Source organism: Bacillus sp. SN1, assembly GCF_002796895.1.
GTDB lineage: Bacteria > Bacillota > Bacilli > Bacillales > Bacillaceae > Bacillus > Bacillus inaquosorum.
The window spans coordinates 400,185-419,941 of record NZ_PHIE01000002.1; the positions used below are offsets into that span (position 1 = coordinate 400,185).

Below are 19,757 nucleotides of genomic sequence, written 5' to 3' on the forward strand. Positions count from 1 at the left end.
ATTAAGGGAATGCTTTTTATGAGGTTTATCTTCAAATATGATGAGCAATGATGGTAAGATAGAAGCAGTTGAAGTTTACAAACTGAATGATTATACTATTCAAGTCAAAGTGGAATGATGAAAAGGACGTGTCAAAATGAAGCAAGAGACACCGATAACACTCCATGTGAAGTCTGTGATCGAGGATGACGGAAACCAGGAAGTCATCGAATTCCGCACCACCGGATTTTACTATGTAAAACAAAATAAAGTGTATCTATCTTATTATGAGGAACACGACTTAGGCAAAGTAAAAACGATTGTGAAAGTAAGCGAAGGCGAAGTGCTGGTCATGAGGTCAGGCGCTGTCAAAATGAATCAGCGTTTCGTAACGGGAGCTTCCACAATTGCTAAATATAAAATGTCATTTGGTGAGCTTGAGCTGAAAACAAGCACAAAATCGATTCAATCTGATCTCGGCGAAGAAAAAGGCCGTATCAGCATCGCATATGACATGCATGTCGGAGACGAGCAGCAGCATTTACATAATATGACGATCACGTATGAGGGAGGAACTCACGCATGAACATTGCGGAACAAATGAAGGACGTGCTGAAAGAAGAAATCAAAGCGGCCGTTCTGAAAGCGGGACTGGCTGAAGAAAGCCAGATTCCCCATGTCATTTTAGAAACACCGAAAGATAAAACACACGGCGATTATTCAACGAATATGGCGATGCAGCTGGCTAGAGTTGCAAAAAAAGCGCCGCGCCAAATTGCTGAAGAAATTGTCGCTCATTTTGATAAAGGAAAGGCTTCGATTGAAAAACTAGATATCGCTGGCCCGGGTTTTATCAATTTCTATATGAACAATCAATATCTAACGAAGCTGATTCCTTCTGTATTGGAAGCAGGAGAAGCATACGGGGAAACGAACATCGGAAACGGTGAACGAGTCCAGGTAGAATTCGTATCAGCGAATCCGACGGGAGACCTTCACCTCGGCCATGCGCGCGGTGCGGCTGTCGGCGATTCCCTGTGCAATGTGCTTTCAAAGGCTGGTTACGATGTGAGCCGTGAATACTACATTAACGATGCCGGAAACCAAATCAACAACCTGGCGCTTTCTGTGGAAGTCCGTTATTTTGAAGCGCTCGGCTTGGAAAAACCGATGCCGGAGGACGGCTACCGCGGCGAGGATATCATTGCGATCGGAAAGCGTCTCGCTGAGGAATACGGCGACCGTTTCGTCAACGAAGAGGAAAGCGAACGCCTCGCATTTTTCCGTGATTACGGCCTGAAATACGAGCTGGAAAAGCTTCGCAAGGACTTGGAAAACTTCCGTGTGCCGTTTGATGTGTGGTATTCCGAAACTTCACTGTACCAAAACGGAAAAATCGACAAGGCGCTTGAAGCGCTCCGCGAAAAAGGCCATGTCTATGAAGAAGACGGCGCAACATGGTTCCGCTCCACGGCGTTCGGCGATGATAAAGACCGTGTATTGATCAAGAAGGACGGCTCGTACACGTACCTGCTGCCTGATATCGCGTACCATAAGGATAAGCTTGACCGCGGCTTTGATAAGCTGATCAACGTTTGGGGCGCCGATCACCATGGCTACATCCCGCGTATGAAAGCGGCAATCGAAGCGCTTGGCTATGAAAAAGGAACGCTTGAAGTAGAAATCATTCAGCTCGTTCACCTTTACAAAAACGGCGAGAAAATGAAAATGAGCAAACGGACGGGTAAAGCGGTAACGATGCGCGACCTGATTGAAGAAGTCGGCTTGGATGCCGTGCGTTACTTCTTTGCGATGCGGAGTGCGGATACGCATATGGATTTTGACTTAGATCTTGCTGTATCAACATCTAACGAAAACCCTGTGTATTATGCACAATACGCACATGCCCGTATTTGCAGCATGCTTCGCCAAGGGGAAGAGCAGGGACTTAAGCCGGCGGCGGATCTTGATTTCAGCCATATTCAATCAGAAAAAGAATATGACCTGCTAAAAACGATCGGCGGCTTCCCAGAGGCAGTGGCGGAAGCGGCGGAAAAACGAATTCCGCACCGTGTCACAAACTATATTTATGATCTGGCTTCTTCTCTGCACAGCTTCTACAATGCAGAGAAAGTCATAGATCCTGAAAATGAAGAGAAAAGCCGTGCGCGCCTGGCTTTAATGAAAGCAACGCAAATTACGCTGAACAATGCGCTTCAGCTGATCGGCGTATCGGCTCCGGAAAAAATGTAATGATGAGAAAGGGCAAAGCCTGCGGGCTTTGCCCTTTTTTATGAGGAAAACGTGTGATGTAATTCACAATCCTGTTTGCTGAGTTTTTGTATGATAAGACTGATTATTGAATCATTGAAAGGGGCAAGCCAAATGATCAACCGTCAACACATTCAATTATCGTTACAGTCATTAAGCTTGGTGGCAGGGTTTATGGTTTGGGTGCTGATTTCATCACTCATTTCCCAAATCACATTAGATATTCATTTAAGCAAAGGCGAGATTTCTTTGGTGACAGCGATTCCCGTAATCCTCGGGTCGCTTCTCCGCATTCCTTTAGGGTATTTAACGAACAGGTTTGGCGCAAGGCTGATGTTCATGATCAGCTTCATCCTGCTTTTATTTCCTGTGTTTTGGATCAGTATCGCGGATTCTCTGTTTGATTTAATCACGGGCGGTTTTTTCTTAGGGATTGGGGGAGCGGTATTCTCTATTGGGGTGACATCCCTGCCGAAATATTATCCGAAAGAAAAGCACGGTGTCGTCAATGGGATTTACGGGGCCGGAAACATCGGAACCGCCATTACCACATTTGCCGCGCCGGTTATCGCTCAAGCTGCGGGATGGAAAACAACTGTGCAGATGTATCTGGTTCTGCTGGCAGTTTTCGCATTGCTGCACGTATTATTCGGCGACCGGCATGAGAAGAAAGTGAATGTTTCCATAAAAACTCAAATCAAAGCCGTATACCGAAATCATGTACTGTGGTTTTTGAGCCTGTTTTATTTTATTACGTTTGGCGCCTTTGTCGCTTTCACCATCTATCTGCCGAACTTTCTAGTTGAGAACTTTGGGCTGAATCCTGCGGACGCCGGTTTGCGGACGGCTGGATTTATTGCTGTATCAACGCTGCTCAGGCCTGTGGGAGGACTCTTGGCTGATAAAATGAGCCCGCTCCGCATCTTGATGTTCGTTTTTGCGGGACTTACATTATCAGGAATTATCTTATCGTTCTCGCCGACGATCGGCCTTTATACGTTTGGGTCATTAACGGTGGCAGTCTGCTCAGGCATAGGAAACGGGACTGTTTTTAAACTGGTGCCTTTCTATTTTTCGAAGCAAGCGGGGATTGCCAATGGTATTGTGTCTGCTATGGGCGGACTAGGCGGTTTTTTCCCTCCGCTGATTTTGACGAGTGTGTTTCAGGCAACAGGCCAATATGCGATCGGCTTCATGGCGCTTTCGGAAGTTGCGTTAGCCAGCTTTGTCCTTGTCATATGGATGTATTGGCAGGAAAGAATGAAAACGCACACGGAGAGAAACAGTCAGAGCGTCAACTAACACTGGGCATTCACAAGATTGTTAGTTTTTTCTGGATGGGTGCAAATCAATTCACGTTACAATAGACATACGCAACGTGACTTTCTTCGAGGTGAGCTCATGAATTTTCTCTCTGTTCGACCATCTGACAGTGACTTTCTTTCCAGCGATCTGCATGAATTGCTGGAATCAATCAGCACGAAAAGAAAAATGGAAAAACACACGTATTTGTTTCAAGAAGGAATGGATGCAGAAGAGCTTTATCTGATTCAATCAGGACTCATTGAAATCGGCAAGCTGACGTCTGACGGAAAAGACCTGACGCTTAGAATCTGCCAAAAAAACGATATCGTCGGGGAATTAACACTTTTCACTGAAGAACCGAGATATATGCTCAGTGCGAAAGTGCTAGAGGATGGCGAGGTGCTCGTCATTAATAAAAGCAAGCTGGAAAAGGAATTAACCCAAAACGGTGCTTTGACATTTGAATTTATGAAATGGATGAGCACCCACCTCCGGAAAATTCAGTCCAAAATCAGAGATCTGCTTCTTCACGGCAAAAAGGGGGCGCTCTACTCCACTCTTATCCGCTTATCAAACAGCTACGGGGTGGAACGAAGCGACGGCATTCTGATTAACATTGTGCTGACAAATCAGGATTTGGCAAAGTTTTGCGCGGCGGCAAGGGAGAGTGTCAACCGGATGCTGGGAGATCTCCGCAAACAAGGGGTGATTTCGATAGAAGAATCCGGAAAAATTATTTTGCACAAGCGGGACTATTTGCGATGCGAGATTGAGTGTGAAAATTGTCCGCTGGAGATTTGCAATATTGACTGAAGAAACCAAGGACCGCCGGCGGTCCTTGGTTTTTTATTTTGTGATAAACATACACATGACGGCGAAAAAGAAGCAGGCATTCACGATTTCCAGAATGCCGATCGTTTTCACAGGCCAATCCCTTCCGTGAAAAAACCATGCCCGCAAACTGCTTGGGATAAAAGCAAGAAATGCCCATCCTGCTCCGAGAAGAGCAGATAAAAAGGGGAGCAGCAGGTGATATCCCCATGACCAGTATGCAAATGCGCTGTTTTTTCTCTCCCGGATCACCGACTTCACATAAAAGGAACTCCCGATAAAAAATAAAGCAGATTGAGAGAAAATAAACCAAGCCCAGCCGTCAAGGTTTCCATTCCCCAGCCAGCAGCTTGCAAGCCCGCCTGAACAAAAGAACAAGACGCCTGCAATATCATTCACTAGCGCTCGTTCGTTTTTTCGGCGGGCATAATACATATGTATGAGAAACAGCGGCAATAAAGAAACGCCAACCCAGATGAGCGGCGGCTTATAAAAGACAGAGGCAAATAAAAAGCAGCAGGCTGGAAAACCGTAATAACAAATCCACTTTTGATAGGGTTTGATTTGTTTCTTTTTTAAGGCGAGCGTAACAGGATAAACCGCCAAGTAAAGGAAAAGCCATCCTAGGAATAGCGGAATATGCCAGAAAACGGGTCCTCCCTTGATCATGCCGAGTAAAAATGGAATCAGCAGCATCGCCCATGCGCCGTGCTGCTTCGGAATCAGTACCTTCATCAAAATCCTCCTTTTTTATTTCATTATAAATGCAGTCAACTTCCAAATGAGTGACATTCATCATACAAGCTGTGAAATACATCACTGCTGTACAGGCTCAATCGAGCTACACTAAAGCTATCCTTAACACAGGAGGCTTTCCTATGAATCAGTGTGACTATTTATTATTTCTGAAACAACTTCCCATGTTTAATGAAGTGCCTCTATCCATTGTCGAAACCTTGCTGAAAAATGGGACGTTTATCTGTGGCTTATGTGACCAGTCTCCATCCTTTCTTCATTCTCAATCCGTTTATATTGTATTAAAAGGCAGTGTCCGTTTTATGGACAGCAGGCTCCCTGAAGGCTCGAAAACTGTTGCGCTGTGGGAAAAAGGCGATGTGTTTCCGATTGATGAAAAAGGCGGGCTTTATTTATCGCCTTTTATCTCAGTCAATGCCTCTCCAGACATTCTGATACTCAATATCCCTTATTACATATTTAAAAAAATGATGTCTTACAATCCGCAGTTGCAAATGAATTTTTTGGCCATGCTTCAGCAAAATGTCTTTTGTTCCTATCAATTATTTTTGCGGTATCTGCATACATCACAGGATGATAACGTAGAGCCCGGTTCTTAAAATAGAGCCGGTTTTTTTGATCTTTGGAATAATAAAGCGGCTAATGACTCAGGCGTCCTGCCTGAACGCCGCCTTTATCACATCCTGTGAAAGTCCTTCCTTCTCCTTTGTGTGAACATTTTGTGAAAAAAGCAGAGTGTGTGACATAGTTCACAAGGAAATGCGCTTTCTCTGTTTATAGTGAACTTAGCATCATCTGACTCGGAAGGAGTGAACTCTCATGAAGAAAAAGAAATTGAGTCCGTTGTTTAGGAGATTGAACTATTTCTCTCCTATCGAACACCATTCAAATAAACATAGCCAAACCACCCGCGAAGATCGCGATTGGGAGAATGTATACAGAAACAGATGGCAGTACGACAAAGTCGTTCGCTCCACCCACGGCGTCAACTGCACGGGGTCCTGCAGCTGGAATATTTATGTGAAAAACGGAATTGTCACGTGGGAAGGACAAAACTTGAATTATCCATCAACAGGCCCGGATATGCCTGATTTCGAACCGAGAGGCTGTCCGCGGGGGGCCAGTTTTTCATGGTACATTTACAGCCCGCTCCGTGTGAAATATCCGTACGTGCGCGGTGTGCTGATTAATTTGTGGCGGGAAGCACTGCAGACGCATCAAAATCCATTGGAAGCCTGGAAATCGATTGTTGAAAACCCTGAAAAAGCGAAGTCCTATAAACAGGCAAGAGGGAAAGGCGGGTTTGTGCGCGCTGAATGGCCGGAGGTGCTGAAGCTGATTTCAGCGTCCCTGCTATATACAGTTATGAAATACGGGCCTGACCGGAATGTCGGTTTTTCTCCGATTCCGGCCATGTCCATGATCAGTCATGCGTCAGGCTCCCGGTTTATGTCATTAATCGGCGGCCCTATGCTCAGTTTTTATGACTGGTATGCGGATCTTCCTCCGGCGTCCCCGCAAATTTGGGGTGACCAGACAGACGTTCCGGAAAGCAGTGATTGGTACAATTCAGGCTATATCATCACATGGGGCTCCAACGTTCCGTTAACGAGAACACCTGACGCGCATTTTTTGGCGGAGGCCCGCTATAAAGGCGCTAAGGTTATTTCGATCAGTCCGGATTTTGCGGAATCCTCAAAGTTCGCGGATGACTGGCTGAGTATCCGCCAAGGGACTGACGGGGCGCTTGCGATGGCGATGGGTCACGTCATTTTGCAGGAATTTTACGTGAACCAAGAGACGGAACGTTTCATTGAGTACGCGAAGCAATACACCGATTTTCCATTCTTCGTCACTCTGTCAAAAAATAATGGCATATACACAGCGGGGCGGTTTCTGCATGCCAAGGACATCGGGCGGCAGACAAAGCATGATCAGTGGAAGCCTGCGGTCTGGAATGAACAGACAAACGCATTTGCCATACCGCAAGGGACAATGGGCTCCCGCTGGGACGGGCAGCAAAAGTGGAACCTCCACATGGTCGATGAAGAAACCGGAGAACCGATTGAGCCCCGTCTCTCTGTGCTCGGAATAGAGGACGAAATCGGAACGGTGCGCATCCCGTATTTTTCAAATGACGGAAACAAAGTGCTTGAGCGGGATCTTCCTATAAAAAAACTGAACCTGAATGGCGAAGAGGTGTACGTCACGACCGTCTTTGACTTGATTTTGGCCAATTACGGCGTAAACCGGGGCATCGGTGAACAATCCGCTGTCTCTTATGATGATCCTGAGCCGTTTACGCCTGCCTGGCAGGAACAGATGACAGGAATCAAAAAAGAAGCCGTCATTAAAATTGCCAGAGAGTTTGCCCAAAATGCGATTGATACAGACGGCCGGTCCATGATTATCGTAGGAGCGGGGATCAACCACTGGTTCAACTCAGACACGATCTACCGGGCGGTGTTAAATCTAGTTTTACTGGTAGGCGCCCAAGGCGTAAACGGCGGAGGCTGGGCCCATTATGTGGGGCAGGAAAAGCTCCGTCCTGCTGAAGGGTGGCAGACGATTGCCAACGCAAAGGACTGGGAGGGCGTGCCCAAGCTGCAAAACGGCACCTCATTTTTCTATTTTGCGACAGACCAGTGGCGTTACGAGGACCAGCCGATCAGTGACCTGGCTTCACCGATCGCTGCGTCATCCCGCTACAAGCATCACGCCGATTATAATGTGCTGGCGGCGCGCTTAGGGTGGCTGCCGTCCTACCCGACATTCAATAAAAACGGCATTGATCTATACAAAGAAGCTGAAAGAGCGGGGGCGGCAACACCTAAAGACGTCGGTGCGTACGTGGCCTCACAGCTTCAAGAGAAAAAACTGAAGTTTGCGATTGAAGATCCTGACAATGAAGTGAATTTCCCAAGGAACCTCTTCGTATGGCGGGCAAATCTGATCTCCAGCTCAGGAAAAGGGCACGAATATTTTCTCAAGCATCTGCTGGGGACGACGAACGGTTTGATGAATGACGACAGCGACAGCATCCGCCCTGAAGAAATCAAATGGCGGGAGCAGGCGCCGGAAGGGAAGCTCGACTTGTTAATCAATCTTGATTTTCGAATGGCTGGTACGGCCCTGTATTCCGATATCGTGCTGCCGGCGGCGACATGGTATGAAAAACACGATCTTAGCAGCACAGATATGCATCCGTTCATTCATCCTTTCGCTCCGGCCATCTCGGCTCCGTGGGAATCGAAGTCAGACTGGGATATTTTCAAGGCACTATCAAAAGCCGTTTCCGATCTGGCAGAAGAAGTCGATATGGAGCCGGTGAAAGAAGTGGTCGCGACGCCGCTCCTCCACGACACGATGCAGGAATTGGCCCAGCCGTTCGGCAAAATCAATGACTGGAGCAAAGGCGAATGTGAAGCCATTCCGGGAAAAACGATGCCGAACATCCAAGTCGTTGAACGGGATTACAAGCATATTTTTCATAAAATGACCGCGCTCGGGCCTTTCGCCGGTTTAAAACCGAGCGGAACAAAAGGGATGAGCTGGTCGATAGCTGATGAATATGAATCACTCAAAAAGAGGCTGGGAGAAATCACCTCGGACAGCATCGCAAAGGGATGTCCGAATATAAGTGAAGCAAAACAGGCGGCAGAAGCCATTTTAACCCTATCGTCCACTTCAAATGGAAAAGTCGCTGTGAAAGCATGGGAATCACTTGAAAACATCACAAACCTAAAGCTGAAAGACCTGGCTGAAGAACGGGAGGAAGAATGCTTTACGTTTGAACAAATTACAGCCCAGCCGAAAACGGTCATCACGTCTCCGGCATTTACCGGCTCAGAAAAAGGGGGACGCAGGTACTCGCCGTTTACGACGAACGTTGAAAAATTAATCCCGTGGCGAACACTGACGGGCAGACAATCTTATTATGTCGATCATGAACTGATGATGGAATTCGGTGAAACGATGGCGACATTTAAACCGATCCTTCAGCATCGCCCGTTTTTGAGCAAGCGGCCTGATCAAGAGGGCAAAGAAATCGTCCTTAATTATTTGACGCCGCATAATAAATGGTCCGTCCACAGCATGTATTTTGATTCCCTGCCGATGCTGACGCTGTTCCGCGGCGGGCCGACTGTGTGGATGAATAAAGATGACGCAATGGATACAGATATCCAAGACAACGATTGGATTGAATGCTTCAACCGAAACGGCGTTGTCGTCGCGAGAGCGGTTTTGTCTCACCGGATTCCTAAAGGAATGGCGTTTATGCACCATGCCCAAGACCGCCACATCAACGTGCCTGGCACAAAACTGACGAATAACCGCGGAGGCACCCATAACAGTCCGACAAGGATTCACGTCAAGCCGACACAGATGATCGGGGGCTATGCCCAGCTCAGCTACGGCTTTAACTATTACGGTCCAACAGGGAATCAGCGCGACCTGAACGTCGTCATCCGCAAGCTGAAGGAGGTCGATTGGCTTGAAGATTAAAACGCAAATCGGTATGGTCATGAACCTGGATAAATGCATCGGCTGCCACACGTGCAGCGTCACCTGCAAAAACACGTGGACAAACCGTTCAGGTGCGGAATATATGTACTTCAATAATGTAGAAACAAAGCCGGGCATCGGCTACCCGAAGCAATGGGAGGATCAGGACAAATATAAAGGCGGCTGGACATTGAAAAAAGGAAAGCTCGAGCTGAAATCAGGCCCGAAAACAAACCGGCTTGCAGGCCTTTTCTATAACCCGAACCAGCCGACGATTGATGATTACTATGAACCTTGGAACTATGATTATGAAACATTAACAAACAGCCCGCAGAAAAAACACCAGCCAGTGGCACGCCCGAAATCGTCCTTGACGGGAGATTTCATGAATATCGAATGGGGCCCGAACTGGGAGGATGATCTCGCAGGCGGCCACATTACAGGGCTTGAAGATCCAAACGTGCAAAAGATGGAGGAATCGATCAAAACAGAATTCGATGAGGTCTTTATGATGTATCTGCCGCGTATTTGCGAGCACTGCATCAATCCGGCGTGCGTTTCATCCTGCCCGTCCGGCGCCATGTACAAACGCGAGGAAGACGGCATTGTGCTTGTGGATCAAAACGCGTGCCGTTCATGGAGATATTGCGTTTCATCCTGCCCTTATAAAAAAGTCTATTTTAACTGGCAAACGAACAAAGCGGAAAAATGCACACTCTGCTTTCCGCGCTTGGAGGCGGGACTGCCGACCATCTGCTCTGAGACGTGTGTAGGCAGAATCCGCTATCTCGGTGTCATGCTGTATGACGCGGACAAAGTGGAGGAAGCGGCATCTGTTGAAAATGAAAAGGATCTCTACCATTCCCAATTAGAAGTTTTTCTTGATCCGAATGATCCTGAGATTGCCAAACTGGCAAAAGACCAAGGCATCCCGGCTGAATGGATAGAGGCCGCGCAGCAATCGCCGATCTATAAAATGATCATTGATTGGAAGATTGCGCTGCCGCTTCATCCTGAGTACCGCACGCTGCCGATGGTTTGGTACATTCCGCCGCTTAGCCCGATTATGAATCTCTTTGAAGGAAAAGGCAGCCGGCAATCTGCGGAAGATATTTTTCCGGCTATCGACCAAATGAGAATTCCGATTGACTATTTGGCACAGCTATTAACGGCCGGTGATACGGATCATATTCGGTCAACATTAAAGAAAATGTCTGTCATGCGCCAGTATATGAGAGCGGTCCAGACAAATAAAACCGTCGACCCGGCACTGATTTCCAGTGTCGGCTTAACAGAACAGCAAATTGAAGACATGTATCGGCTGCTTGCGATCGCCAAATATGATGACCGCTTTGTGATTCCGAGCAGCCATCGAGAAGAAGTGTCTGATTTATACGCTGAGCAAGGGAGCTGCGGCTTATCATTTTCAGGCGGTCCCGGCTCTTGTTTCTAATTTTTGATTAAATGAGGTGTAACAAGATGACCACCACAGACCGGCAAATCACGTTCTCCGCTCTTTCCTATCTTCTTTCTTATCCGGATGAAGAGTGGAGAGCCGAGCTTCCCGATTGGAAGGCTCTTATCCTTGAAATCGGCAACCAGCAAATCCGGGAGAAGCTGCTGCACTTTTTCGATGCGACAGCCGGCTTTTCTCAAGAAGCGCTGATTGAACACTATGTCTATACGTTTGACTTCGGGAAAAAAACGAATATGTACGTCACCTACTTTAACTCAGGCGAGCAAAGGGAACGAGGCATTGAATTGCTGCAATTAAAAAACACATACGAGCAATCCGGCTTCCTGCCGACAGAGAAAGAGCTGCCTGATTACCTGCCGCTTATGCTGGAATTTGCCGCGATTGCGGAGATTGAAGCAGCTAAAAGTGTGTTTGAGAAATATCTGTCCAATGTGAGGGAGCTGGCTTCCCGTCTCGAAAAAAATGACAGCATCTATGCTGAGCTGCTGCACGTGCTGCTGGCCGCGCTGGAAAACATCGGCGTGCGTGAAAGCGTTGAAGGGGCTGTTCAGGCATGAGCGGGCAGATCCTGTGGGGCGTGATGCCATACATTGTATTGACGATCTTTATCGGCGGCCATATTTACCGCTATCAGCATGACCAATTTGGCTGGACGGCGAAATCAAGCGAGCTGTTAGAAAAGAAAAAACTCGCGGTGGGCAGCACACTTTTTCACTGGGGCATGGTGTGCGTTATCGGCGGGCATCTCATGGGAATTTTGATCCCGGAAGCCTTGTACTCTTCCATTGGCATTTCGGAACATGTGTATCACAAAATGGCGATTGGCGCAGGCCTGCCGGCGGGGATCGCGGCATGTACCGGACTTATCATCCTGACGTACAGAAGGCTGTTTGACAAAAGAATCCGCAAAACCAGCTCGCCATCAGATATCCTTACGCTCCTCCTGCTGCTGTTCATGATGCTGTCGGGTGTTGCAGCCACGTTTCTCAACATTGATTCGAAAGGATTTGATTACCGGACAACTGTAGGGCCGTGGTTCAGGGACATCGTTTTGTTCAGGCCTGACGCCTCCTTGATGGAGAGTGTCCCGCTATGGTTTAAGCTTCATATTATGATAGGATACGTCGTTTTTATCCTGTGGCCGTTTACGAGATTGGTTCACGTGTTCAGCCTTCCGCTCAAATATTTGACACGAAGCTATGTCGTGTATCGGAAACGCTCGTGAAAATCCCCCCTGAAAGAGGGGGATTTTTTATGATAATCGTTTGATGAAAAAATAAAAACGCAAGATATTTTCTGCCAAGGTAATGGCTGGGCGGCCAGGAATCCTGTTATGTTTGTATGTGGAAATAACATCATCTAAAAAGGAGAGTGAAGAATGAAGCGGATTTTACTCATTTTAACTGCTTGTCTTATGACAAGCGCCGGGGTCCTGACACTCAGACATTCTCATGTATTAACCGGCGGCACAGCCGGACTGTCACTAAGCCTGACATACTTGTTTCATTCCTCGTTTGCCATTATCTTCTTTCTGATTAATATCCCGTTTTATATATTTTCTCTCATCAGAATGGGCATCACATTCACCTTATCCACTGTATTTGCAGTCACAGCGCTGACTCTGTTTACAAGCGCGGATCACTGGCTGCCGTCTGTCTCTTTTTCACCGCTTGCCGGGGCGATTTGCGGCGGGGCGCTGATTGGATTCGGCCTGTCGCTCATGTTTTATCATCAGGCATCCCTCGGCGGCGCCAATATTCTCGCTTTATTTATGCAAAAACGGTACGGATGGAATCCTGGGACAGTTAATTTCCTCTTTGATTTTGCCGTAGTGCTGGCCGGCATCTTCTCAGTCGGCTTGCTGAAAGGGCTCTGCTCCTTAGTGTCGATTGCGGTCTCGGGCCTGATCGTCAGCTTCTTCAAAAATAAAATCAAAAGCAGCTACTCTCTCAACTCGGCTTTGTTCCAGAACATCACACCCGGCCAATCACAGGAAGCCTCATCATAAGCCTTTCCGCCTCGTGCGGGGAGGCTTTTTTTCTGCAAAGGTTTAAATGTTAGAAAGAAGAGGAAATACGGAGGTAATCGGATCAGATTGGAGAGAATCAGGATGCTGAAAAGGAGACTGGAGTTTTTCTTTTTATATATGATGCTTATCGGGGCATATGTTATATGGTTTTTTCCGGTTTCCAGACTTGAGTTTTACGGAGGATTGCTTTGCTATGGAAGTATTATTTTGTTCAGCATCTATTCGTTAATTCTTGAAAACCGCACCTCGCAGCACACGCTGTTATGGATTCACATTCTTGTCTTTTTTCCGATCGCCGGCTATATGTTTTACCTGTTTTCCGGACAGCTTTATGTGAAGGGAAAGCTGTTTAAGACAAAACGAATGTACAACAGGGAAAAGCTCAGGAAGCTGTTTGACATGGAGGAAACGCCGGAAGTGACAGGGCTGAAGGACAATCAGGAAAGGTTCTTTACGTATTCCATCAGGGCTGCCCATATGAATATCAATACGAAAAGCAATATTAAAGTGCTGAAAAACGGTGAAGAAACCTTCCCGGACATTTTCAAAGCGATGAGGAAAGCGGAATCTTATATACATATTGAATACTACATGTTTAAATCAGACATGCTCGGCCGCGGCATGATGGACATTATGATGGAGAAAGCGCGCCAGGGTGTCGAGGTGCGGTTTTTATATGACGCCGCAGGGAGCATCAAGCTGGCAAGCAGAGATATTGTGAAAATGAAACAAGCGGGAGTGGACATCGTTCCGTTTTCTCCCCTGAAATACGGGTTCTTCAATCAGAAACTGAATTTTAGAAATCACCGGAAAATCGTGATCATCGACGGGAAAATCGGTTTTGTGGGCGGATTAAATGTCGGGAAGGAATATATCAGCAGAGATCCGTACATCGGGTTTTGGAGAGATACTCACCTGCGGCTGGAAGGAGAAATTGTGCAAACGCTTCACGCCATTTTTATGCTGGATTGGGAATATGTCTCCAATGAAGTGTTAATTGATCAAGAGGCGTACAATACGCCGGTTCCCGTGGAGGGAGGGGGCATTTATCAAATTGTCGCGACAGGCCCTGACATGAAGGAAAGCATGAGCGACCTTTATTATGAAATGATTTCTTCAGCGCAGAAATCAGTATGGATCGCCACGCCCTATTTTGTCCCGAATGAGTCCATTCGCACGGCGCTGAAAGCAGCGGCGACAAAAGGCGTGGAGGTAAGGGTCATGGTGCCGGAGAAGAACGACAGCTTTTTGACGCAATACGCGTCGAGGTCCTATTTCCCGGAGCTGCTTCTGGAGGGCATTGAAGTGTATTCGTATCAAAAAGGCTTCATGCATCAAAAAGTCATGATCGTTGATGGCGACCTCGCCTCCGTCGGCACCGCGAATATGGACATGCGCAGCTTCCAGCTCAATTTTGAAGTGAACGTGTTCTTCGCAGATGCCGAAGCGATTCGCACCCTTGAAGCTCATTTCGAAGAGGATATGCTGGACAGTGAAAAACTCAGCCCTGTCGGCTTTTATAAAAGGGGAATGGCCGACCGGACAAAAGAATCCTTTGCCCGTCTGTTTTCAGGTGTTCTGTAAGAAAAAGAAATCTGACCTTTCAAAACAGCCGGTGTATAGTATAATTGAGAAATGTTATCAGTTATTTATGCATTGGGGGAAGATAGGGTGCTGCGGCAGTTTTTTTCGTATTATAAACCATATAAAACGTTGTTCTTTCTCGATTTTTTCTCGGCGATCGCAGGAGGCTTAATGGAGTTGAGTTTTCCTTTGATCGTCAATTATTTTATTGATACCTTGCTTCCGGGCAGGGACTGGGGGCTGATCATCGCGACCTCAATCGGCTTATTTGCGGTGTATGCGCTCAGCTCGGCTCTGCAGTATATCGTCACATACTGGGGGCACATGCTCGGGATCAATATCGAGACCGATATGAGAAAGTCGCTTTTTGACCATTTGCAAAAGCTCTCGTTCAAATTTTACGACAACAACAAGACAGGAACGCTGATGTCGAAGCTGACGAACGATTTAATGTACATCGGCGAAGTTGCCCATCACGGCCCGGAAGACTTATTCATTGCCATCATGACCATTCTCGGGGCGTTCGGGGTGATGCTGTTTATTAACTGGCAGCTGGCATTATTAACGTTTATCATCATGCCGATTGTCATTTGGCTTGCGCTTTATTTCAACAAAAAAATGACCAAAGCATTTACCACGCTGAACAAAGATATCGGAGACTTCAGCGCGCGGGTAGAAAATAATATCGGCGGCATTCGGCTCGTGCAGGCGTTCGGCAATGAAGCGTTTGAAAAAGAACGCTTTGCCGTCAACAATCAGCGTTTCCGTGTCACAAAGCTTTCCTCATACAAAATCATGGCGAAAAACGGTTCAATCAGCTATATGCTGACTCGGTTTGTCACGCTGTTTGTCCTTTTATGCGGTACGTGGTTTGTCATTCGCGGTTCCTTATCGTACGGGGAATTCGTGGCATTTGTGCTCCTGACGAATGTACTGTTCAGGCCCATTGACAAAATTAATGCCATTATCGAAATGTATCCGAGGGGGATCGCCGGTTTTAAAAGCTATATGGAACTGATGGAGACAGAGCCGGATATTCAGGATTCTCCGGATGCGAGAGACGTTTCCGGCCTGAAGGGCAATATCCGCTATGAAGATGTTTCATTTGGCTATGATGGCCATCACAACGTCCTCAATGACATTAACCTGTCCATTCAAGCGGGGGAAACGGTTGCGTTCGTCGGTCCGTCAGGCGCGGGAAAATCAACGCTTTGCAGTCTGCTTCCGCGCTTTTATGAAGCATCGGAGGGCGACATTACGATCGACGGCATCAGCATTAAAGATATGACACTGTCTTCACTGCGGGGGCAGATTGGCGTCGTGCAGCAGGACGTTTTCTTATTCTCGGGCACGCTTCGAGAAAATATCGCCTACGGCCGATTAGACGCATCAGAAGAAGACATTTGGCAGGCTGTGAAACAGGCGCATCTGGAAGAGCTCGTCCATAACATGCCGGATGGATTGGATACCATTATCGGCGAACGCGGCGTGAAGCTCTCCGGCGGGCAAAAACAGCGGCTGTCAATTGCACGGATGTTCTTGAAAAATCCGTCGATCCTGATTCTCGACGAAGCAACCTCGGCCCTTGATACAGAAACAGAAGCGGCGATCCAAAAGGCGCTTCAAGAATTGTCGGAGGGGCGCACGACGCTCGTGATCGCCCACAGATTGGCGACGATCAAAGACGCGGACAGAATTGTAGTCGTCACAAACAACGGTATTGAAGAACAAGGCCGCCATCAAGACCTGATTGAAGCCGGAGGCCTATACAGCAGGCTGCATCAAGCGCAATTCGGGCAAATGGTTCAGCAATAGGAGGAAAATATGGATAGAAAAAATGTGCTGTACATTGCCGTTTCATTGGACGGAATGATCGCGAGAGAAGATGGAAGCATCGATTGGCTGGATGAATTTGAAGGTGAAGGCGATAACGGATACAGCGATTTTTATCAGACGGTTGATACCGTCATCTTAGGCCGGAGCACATATGAACACGTCAAAATCCTCACACCGGTTTTCCCGTATCAGGATAAAACATGCTACGTTTTCACAGGAACGCCCGGCAGCTATCATGATGAACATGTGACATTTATCAATGAGAGGGCCAAGGCCTTCACTGACCGTTTGAAACGGGATAAAGGCTTAAACATCTGGATAGCAGGCGGGGCAGAGCTGGTGAATGCCTTTATGAAAGAAGACGCCATCGACGAATTCATCATCACCATTATTCCAGTCGTTTTAGGGAGCGGCATCCCGCTGTTTCACGAACTAACAAATGAAACAAAGCTGCGGTTAAAAGGGATGAAACAATTTGGACAGGCGGTTCAGCTCCATTATGTAAGGCCATAAGAAAAAGGATAGACAAGATGTCTATCCTTTTTATATGTAAGTTAAAGCGCCTCTTTTTCAGCAGGCTCGACGATATTTTGGAATTTTTCAATCAGCTGTGATGCTTTGGTTCCTTCCACTACAATCAAATATTCCTTTTCATTATGAGCCATGCGGAACGTTTCAAGCTCAATTAAGCTTTTGATTTTGCACATCGTTTTCTTCGAATAAATATAAACCTCGTGGCTTCCGGAATGGCACATTTTATAAAGATGAATCAAATTTCTTAAAGTAAATGCCTGTGCGGCTACTTTCAGAGACTTGATGTTTTTCATGATCTTTCTCCTCCATCGATTGTTGTCTTATATAGCGTATGTTCCCAGAACCGGCGATCTGTAAACCTGATTTTGCACATTTAAGATTTCCATTGCAGCGTGCCGCCGCCGATGCGTTTGACGCCGCGGATGGAGCTTAATTCATCCATCAGGCGGAGAAGCGCCTTGTCTTTCTGTTTGGCTTCAATCATGAAATCAATATTTGTTCCCCATTGCCTGAAGCGTTCCAAGAGCGGCAGCAAAAAGTTGGCGTCAACATAATCAGCATGGCTGCGTATGGCTTGCTCCGATTTTGGGGAAGACAGGTGAACCTTTGGCTGCAGCCCGATCCGCTCCCACGTTTTGATCATCCGGGGCAGTGCTTTATTCAGGTCGGCGTGATCATCTTGATTGGCGTAAAAATGATGAAAGTCAAAGACAAACGGAACATCCTCTTTTTCACAGACCTGAAGCGTTTCTTCTGTCGTATATGTTTTATCATCATTTTCAAGCGTCATTTGCTGTTTGATCTCCTGCGGCAACTGCTTCATATTTTGATGAAATTGAGCAGTGGCAGTCTCTTTATCTCCGTAAGCGCCGCCAATATGAATGTTGATAACGGAGCGGTCAGCAATGCCCATGGCTTCAAGCATGCGGTAGTGATACGCCATATCGGTTACCGCATTTTTTGTAACGGATTCCTTCGGGCTTGTAAAAAGAGTGAATTGGTTGGGGTGAAAGCTTGTTCTTAGATGATGTGTTTTGACAAGCTCCCCGATCTCCCGAAACTCCTTTTGAAACGGCGTCACAAAATCCCACATCACATCGGGATGCGTGGCCAGCGGAACAATCGAACTGGAAAAACGGTACAAAGGAATGCCGTGGCCGATGATATAGTGAAGGGTCCTCATCGTATTGCGTAAATTGGCTTTTGTCACAGTCAGAAGCGCTTCTTTTCTTTCATCCTTTGCAAGCTTGGAATAACGCGCGAATGTTAATGTTTTAGCGGGAGACGCATCCCAAAGGCCCATCGCGTTTGAAACGAACCCAAATCTGAAAATCATAGGAACTCTCCTTTATAAAAAATAAGATATTGCTCTGCCAAGCCATTCCGCCGGGCGCTGCCTGAATGTGCGTTTTTTAAAATTCTCCTTTGTCAGCAGCTCCGACCTTTTAATATCCTCTTCAATCGTGGCATAGACTTCTTTTGTAAAAGCCCTATCATCGATTTCAACATTCACCTCTTCATTTAAAAAAAAGCTTCGCTGATCAAAATTGGCGGTGCCGATGATGCTGAAATGATCGTCAATAATCAGGGCTTTCACATGATAAAACCCCTGATAAAAGCGGTAGATAAGACAGCCGGCATCCAAGAGCTCCGAATAATACGAAAAAGCTGCTTCTCTGACCAGCGGATGATCTGATTTCATCGGCACGATGATCGTAACGGCTACACCGTTTTTTCTTGCTTTGACCAAGGCCTGCTGAAGTGACTTTGTCGGAATATAATAAGGAGTGCAAATGGTAATGCGCTCTTTTGCCTTCGCGATATTTGCCACATACGTTTTTTCAAGAGAATAACCGTCAGTTGCATAAATCTTATGAGAGATATTCCCTTGCGGAAGCTCCGGCCAAACATCCGGGCTTAGTTCAGCTGATCCGGTATTTCGTTTCAAGTCGTCGGTAAAAAGCGTCTGAAGATCGCGTACGCCTTCTCCCTTCATACGCAAATGATAATCCTCCCAATTGCCGAACTTCGCCTTCTTTCCCAGGTATTCCTCACCGATGTTAAACCCGCCGATATAGCCGATTTTTCCGTCTATCACAGCGATTTTCCGGTGATTCCGTTTTTGCATATGAAAAAAGAAAAAAGGAAAACGAGGCTTGTTAAGAAAATGAACCTGAACCCCGGCATTTTTCATCGTCTTCAGCGCCGGTTTTTTAATTTTTTGGCTGCCGGACCAATCCAGCAGCAAATAAACAGAAACACCGGCTTGTGCTTTTGCTTTCAGCAGCGTAAACATATTGTGGCTGACCTCATCGTTTTTCATAATAAAAAACATCACGTGAACTGAAGAAACGGCCTGGCGGATGTCTTCCATCATCCGTTCCACAAGATCAGCACCGCAGTGGATCAATTCAATATCGCTCTTCTTTTTTGAAAAAACAGGCTCGTACGCGTTTTTTTTATAAATGGCGCGTCCCATGAAGATATCAAGCAGAATGAAAGCCAATAGTATGATGACAATGATAAGAATCACGAAAAATATCTTCATCCCGGCACTCCTTTCCGTAGTAAAGATAGTGTGCCCGAACAGCAGGAATTTAATTATTGACTGAACACTCATTCATTATTTATCATAAAGATAATCTTATA

The 19,757-nt window shown here is 46.7% G+C and carries 17 protein-coding genes; 13 read left to right on the forward strand and 4 right to left on the reverse strand.

Annotated features, from left to right (window positions below; all coding sequences use genetic code 11):
* The first annotated feature begins 136 nt into the window (after window positions 1-136).
* From CVV77_RS10765 to fnr, 4 genes are all read left to right on the forward strand, one after another.
* A complete protein-coding gene (locus CVV77_RS10765; protein WP_003235873.1) occupies window positions 137-565 on the forward strand; it encodes a YwiB family protein in 429 nt (142 codons plus the stop codon).
* Window positions 562-2,232, forward strand: a complete 1,671-nt coding sequence (gene argS, locus CVV77_RS10770; RefSeq protein ID WP_019259758.1) for an arginine--tRNA ligase — start codon at window positions 562-564, stop codon at window positions 2,230-2,232. The genes CVV77_RS10765 and argS overlap by 4 nt, the downstream gene beginning before the upstream one ends.
* A gap of 132 nt (window positions 2,233-2,364) precedes the next feature.
* Entirely contained in the window at window positions 2,365-3,552 is a 1,188-nt protein-coding gene (gene narK, locus CVV77_RS10775) for a nitrate transporter NarK (RefSeq protein ID WP_088111888.1), read from the forward strand.
* Window positions 3,553-3,651: 99 nt separating this feature from the next.
* On the forward strand, window positions 3,652-4,368 hold the full coding sequence (gene fnr / locus CVV77_RS10780) for a fumarate/nitrate reduction transcriptional regulator Fnr (RefSeq protein ID WP_003235867.1): 717 nt from the start codon (window positions 3,652-3,654) through the stop codon (window positions 4,366-4,368).
* 33 nt (window positions 4,369-4,401) lie between these two features.
* On the opposite strand, the gene CVV77_RS10785 is transcribed toward fnr, so the two are convergent.
* A complete protein-coding gene (locus CVV77_RS10785) occupies window positions 4,402-5,121 on the reverse strand; it encodes a YwiC-like family protein (RefSeq protein WP_100275375.1) in 720 nt (239 codons plus the stop codon).
* Between the two features lie 143 nt (window positions 5,122-5,264).
* Here CVV77_RS10785 and arfM point away from each other — a divergent pair, with 143 nt between their 5' ends.
* The 9 genes from arfM to CVV77_RS10830 all read left to right on the forward strand — a co-directional run bounded on the left by arfM (window position 5,265) and on the right by CVV77_RS10830 (window position 17,087).
* Window positions 5,265-5,741: a Crp/Fnr family transcriptional regulator ArfM gene (gene arfM / locus CVV77_RS10790; protein WP_100275376.1), complete on the forward strand. Its 477-nt coding sequence runs from the start codon at window positions 5,265-5,267 to the stop codon at window positions 5,739-5,741.
* A gap of 220 nt (window positions 5,742-5,961) precedes the next feature.
* Entirely contained in the window at window positions 5,962-9,648 is a 3,687-nt protein-coding gene (locus CVV77_RS10795; protein ID WP_100275377.1) for a nitrate reductase subunit alpha, read from the forward strand.
* Window positions 9,638-11,101 (forward strand): nitrate reductase subunit beta, encoded by a 1,464-nt coding sequence (gene narH / locus CVV77_RS10800; protein ID WP_100275378.1) that lies wholly within the window; start codon window positions 9,638-9,640, stop codon window positions 11,099-11,101. The genes CVV77_RS10795 and narH overlap by 11 nt, the downstream gene beginning before the upstream one ends.
* A gap of 26 nt (window positions 11,102-11,127) precedes the next feature.
* On the forward strand, window positions 11,128-11,682 hold the full coding sequence (gene narJ, locus CVV77_RS10805) for a nitrate reductase molybdenum cofactor assembly chaperone (protein ID WP_100275379.1): 555 nt from the start codon (window positions 11,128-11,130) through the stop codon (window positions 11,680-11,682).
* On the forward strand, window positions 11,679-12,350 hold the full coding sequence (narI, locus tag CVV77_RS10810) for a respiratory nitrate reductase subunit gamma (protein WP_100275380.1): 672 nt from the start codon (window positions 11,679-11,681) through the stop codon (window positions 12,348-12,350). The genes narJ and narI overlap by 4 nt, the downstream gene beginning before the upstream one ends.
* 153 nt (window positions 12,351-12,503) lie before the next feature.
* Window positions 12,504-13,133, forward strand: coding sequence for a YitT family protein (locus CVV77_RS10815; protein ID WP_100275381.1), 630 nt, complete (start codon window positions 12,504-12,506; stop codon window positions 13,131-13,133).
* A 102-nt stretch (window positions 13,134-13,235) separates the two neighbouring features.
* Window positions 13,236-14,738 carry a cardiolipin synthase gene (gene cls / locus CVV77_RS10820; protein ID WP_100275382.1) on the forward strand — a complete coding sequence of 501 codons (1,503 nt, stop codon included), beginning with the start codon at window positions 13,236-13,238 and terminating at the stop codon, window positions 14,736-14,738.
* A gap of 87 nt (window positions 14,739-14,825) precedes the next feature.
* Window positions 14,826-16,553 carry an ABC transporter ATP-binding protein gene (locus CVV77_RS10825; RefSeq protein ID WP_100275383.1) on the forward strand — a complete coding sequence of 576 codons (1,728 nt, stop codon included), beginning with the start codon at window positions 14,826-14,828 and terminating at the stop codon, window positions 16,551-16,553.
* Between the two features lie 9 nt (window positions 16,554-16,562).
* The gene (locus CVV77_RS10830) at window positions 16,563-17,087 is read left to right on the forward strand and encodes a dihydrofolate reductase family protein (protein ID WP_100275384.1); all 525 of its coding nucleotides are present in this window, start codon (window positions 16,563-16,565) and stop codon (window positions 17,085-17,087) included.
* A 41-nt stretch (window positions 17,088-17,128) separates the two neighbouring features.
* Here CVV77_RS10830 and CVV77_RS10835 read toward each other — a convergent pair whose 3' ends face one another.
* The 3 genes from CVV77_RS10835 to cls (CVV77_RS10845) form a co-directional block, all read right to left on the reverse strand.
* Window positions 17,129-17,401: a hypothetical protein gene (locus CVV77_RS10835; RefSeq protein WP_003235842.1), complete on the reverse strand. Its 273-nt coding sequence runs from the start codon at window positions 17,399-17,401 to the stop codon at window positions 17,129-17,131.
* An 80-nt stretch (window positions 17,402-17,481) separates the two neighbouring features.
* Window positions 17,482-18,444 (reverse strand): UV DNA damage repair endonuclease UvsE, encoded by a 963-nt coding sequence (gene uvsE, locus CVV77_RS10840; protein ID WP_100275385.1) that lies wholly within the window; start codon window positions 18,442-18,444, stop codon window positions 17,482-17,484.
* Between the two features lie 12 nt (window positions 18,445-18,456).
* On the reverse strand, window positions 18,457-19,656 hold the full coding sequence (gene cls, locus CVV77_RS10845; RefSeq protein WP_100275386.1) for a cardiolipin synthase: 1,200 nt from the start codon (window positions 19,654-19,656) through the stop codon (window positions 18,457-18,459).
* Window positions 19,657-19,757 lie beyond the last annotated feature (101 nt).

Excerpts from the sequence above, each read along its gene's own strand:
- CVV77_RS10765 (WP_003235873.1), top strand. The coding sequence starts at position 137 with ATGAAGCAAGAGACACCGATAACACTCCATGTGAAGTCTGTGATCGAG.
- argS (WP_019259758.1), top strand. The coding sequence starts at position 562 with ATGAACATTGCGGAACAAATGAAGGACGTGCTGAAAGAAGAAATCAAA.
- narK (WP_088111888.1), top strand. The coding sequence starts at position 2,365 with ATGATCAACCGTCAACACATTCAATTATCGTTACAGTCATTAAGCTTG.
- fnr (WP_003235867.1), top strand. The coding sequence starts at position 3,652 with ATGAATTTTCTCTCTGTTCGACCATCTGACAGTGACTTTCTTTCCAGC.
- CVV77_RS10785 (WP_100275375.1), bottom strand. The coding sequence starts at position 5,121 with ATGAAGGTACTGATTCCGAAGCAGCACGGCGCATGGGCGATGCTGCTG.
- arfM (WP_100275376.1), top strand. The coding sequence starts at position 5,265 with ATGAATCAGTGTGACTATTTATTATTTCTGAAACAACTTCCCATGTTT.
- CVV77_RS10795 (WP_100275377.1), top strand. The coding sequence starts at position 5,962 with ATGAAGAAAAAGAAATTGAGTCCGTTGTTTAGGAGATTGAACTATTTC.
- narJ (WP_100275379.1), top strand. The coding sequence starts at position 11,128 with ATGACCACCACAGACCGGCAAATCACGTTCTCCGCTCTTTCCTATCTT.
- narI (WP_100275380.1), top strand. The coding sequence starts at position 11,679 with ATGAGCGGGCAGATCCTGTGGGGCGTGATGCCATACATTGTATTGACG.
- CVV77_RS10815 (WP_100275381.1), top strand. The coding sequence starts at position 12,504 with ATGAAGCGGATTTTACTCATTTTAACTGCTTGTCTTATGACAAGCGCC.
- cls (WP_100275382.1), top strand. The coding sequence starts at position 13,236 with ATGCTGAAAAGGAGACTGGAGTTTTTCTTTTTATATATGATGCTTATC.
- CVV77_RS10830 (WP_100275384.1), top strand. The coding sequence starts at position 16,563 with ATGGATAGAAAAAATGTGCTGTACATTGCCGTTTCATTGGACGGAATG.
- CVV77_RS10835 (WP_003235842.1), bottom strand. The coding sequence starts at position 17,401 with ATGAAAAACATCAAGTCTCTGAAAGTAGCCGCACAGGCATTTACTTTA.
- uvsE (WP_100275385.1), bottom strand. The coding sequence starts at position 18,444 with ATGATTTTCAGATTTGGGTTCGTTTCAAACGCGATGGGCCTTTGGGAT.
- cls (WP_100275386.1), bottom strand. The coding sequence starts at position 19,656 with ATGAAGATATTTTTCGTGATTCTTATCATTGTCATCATACTATTGGCT.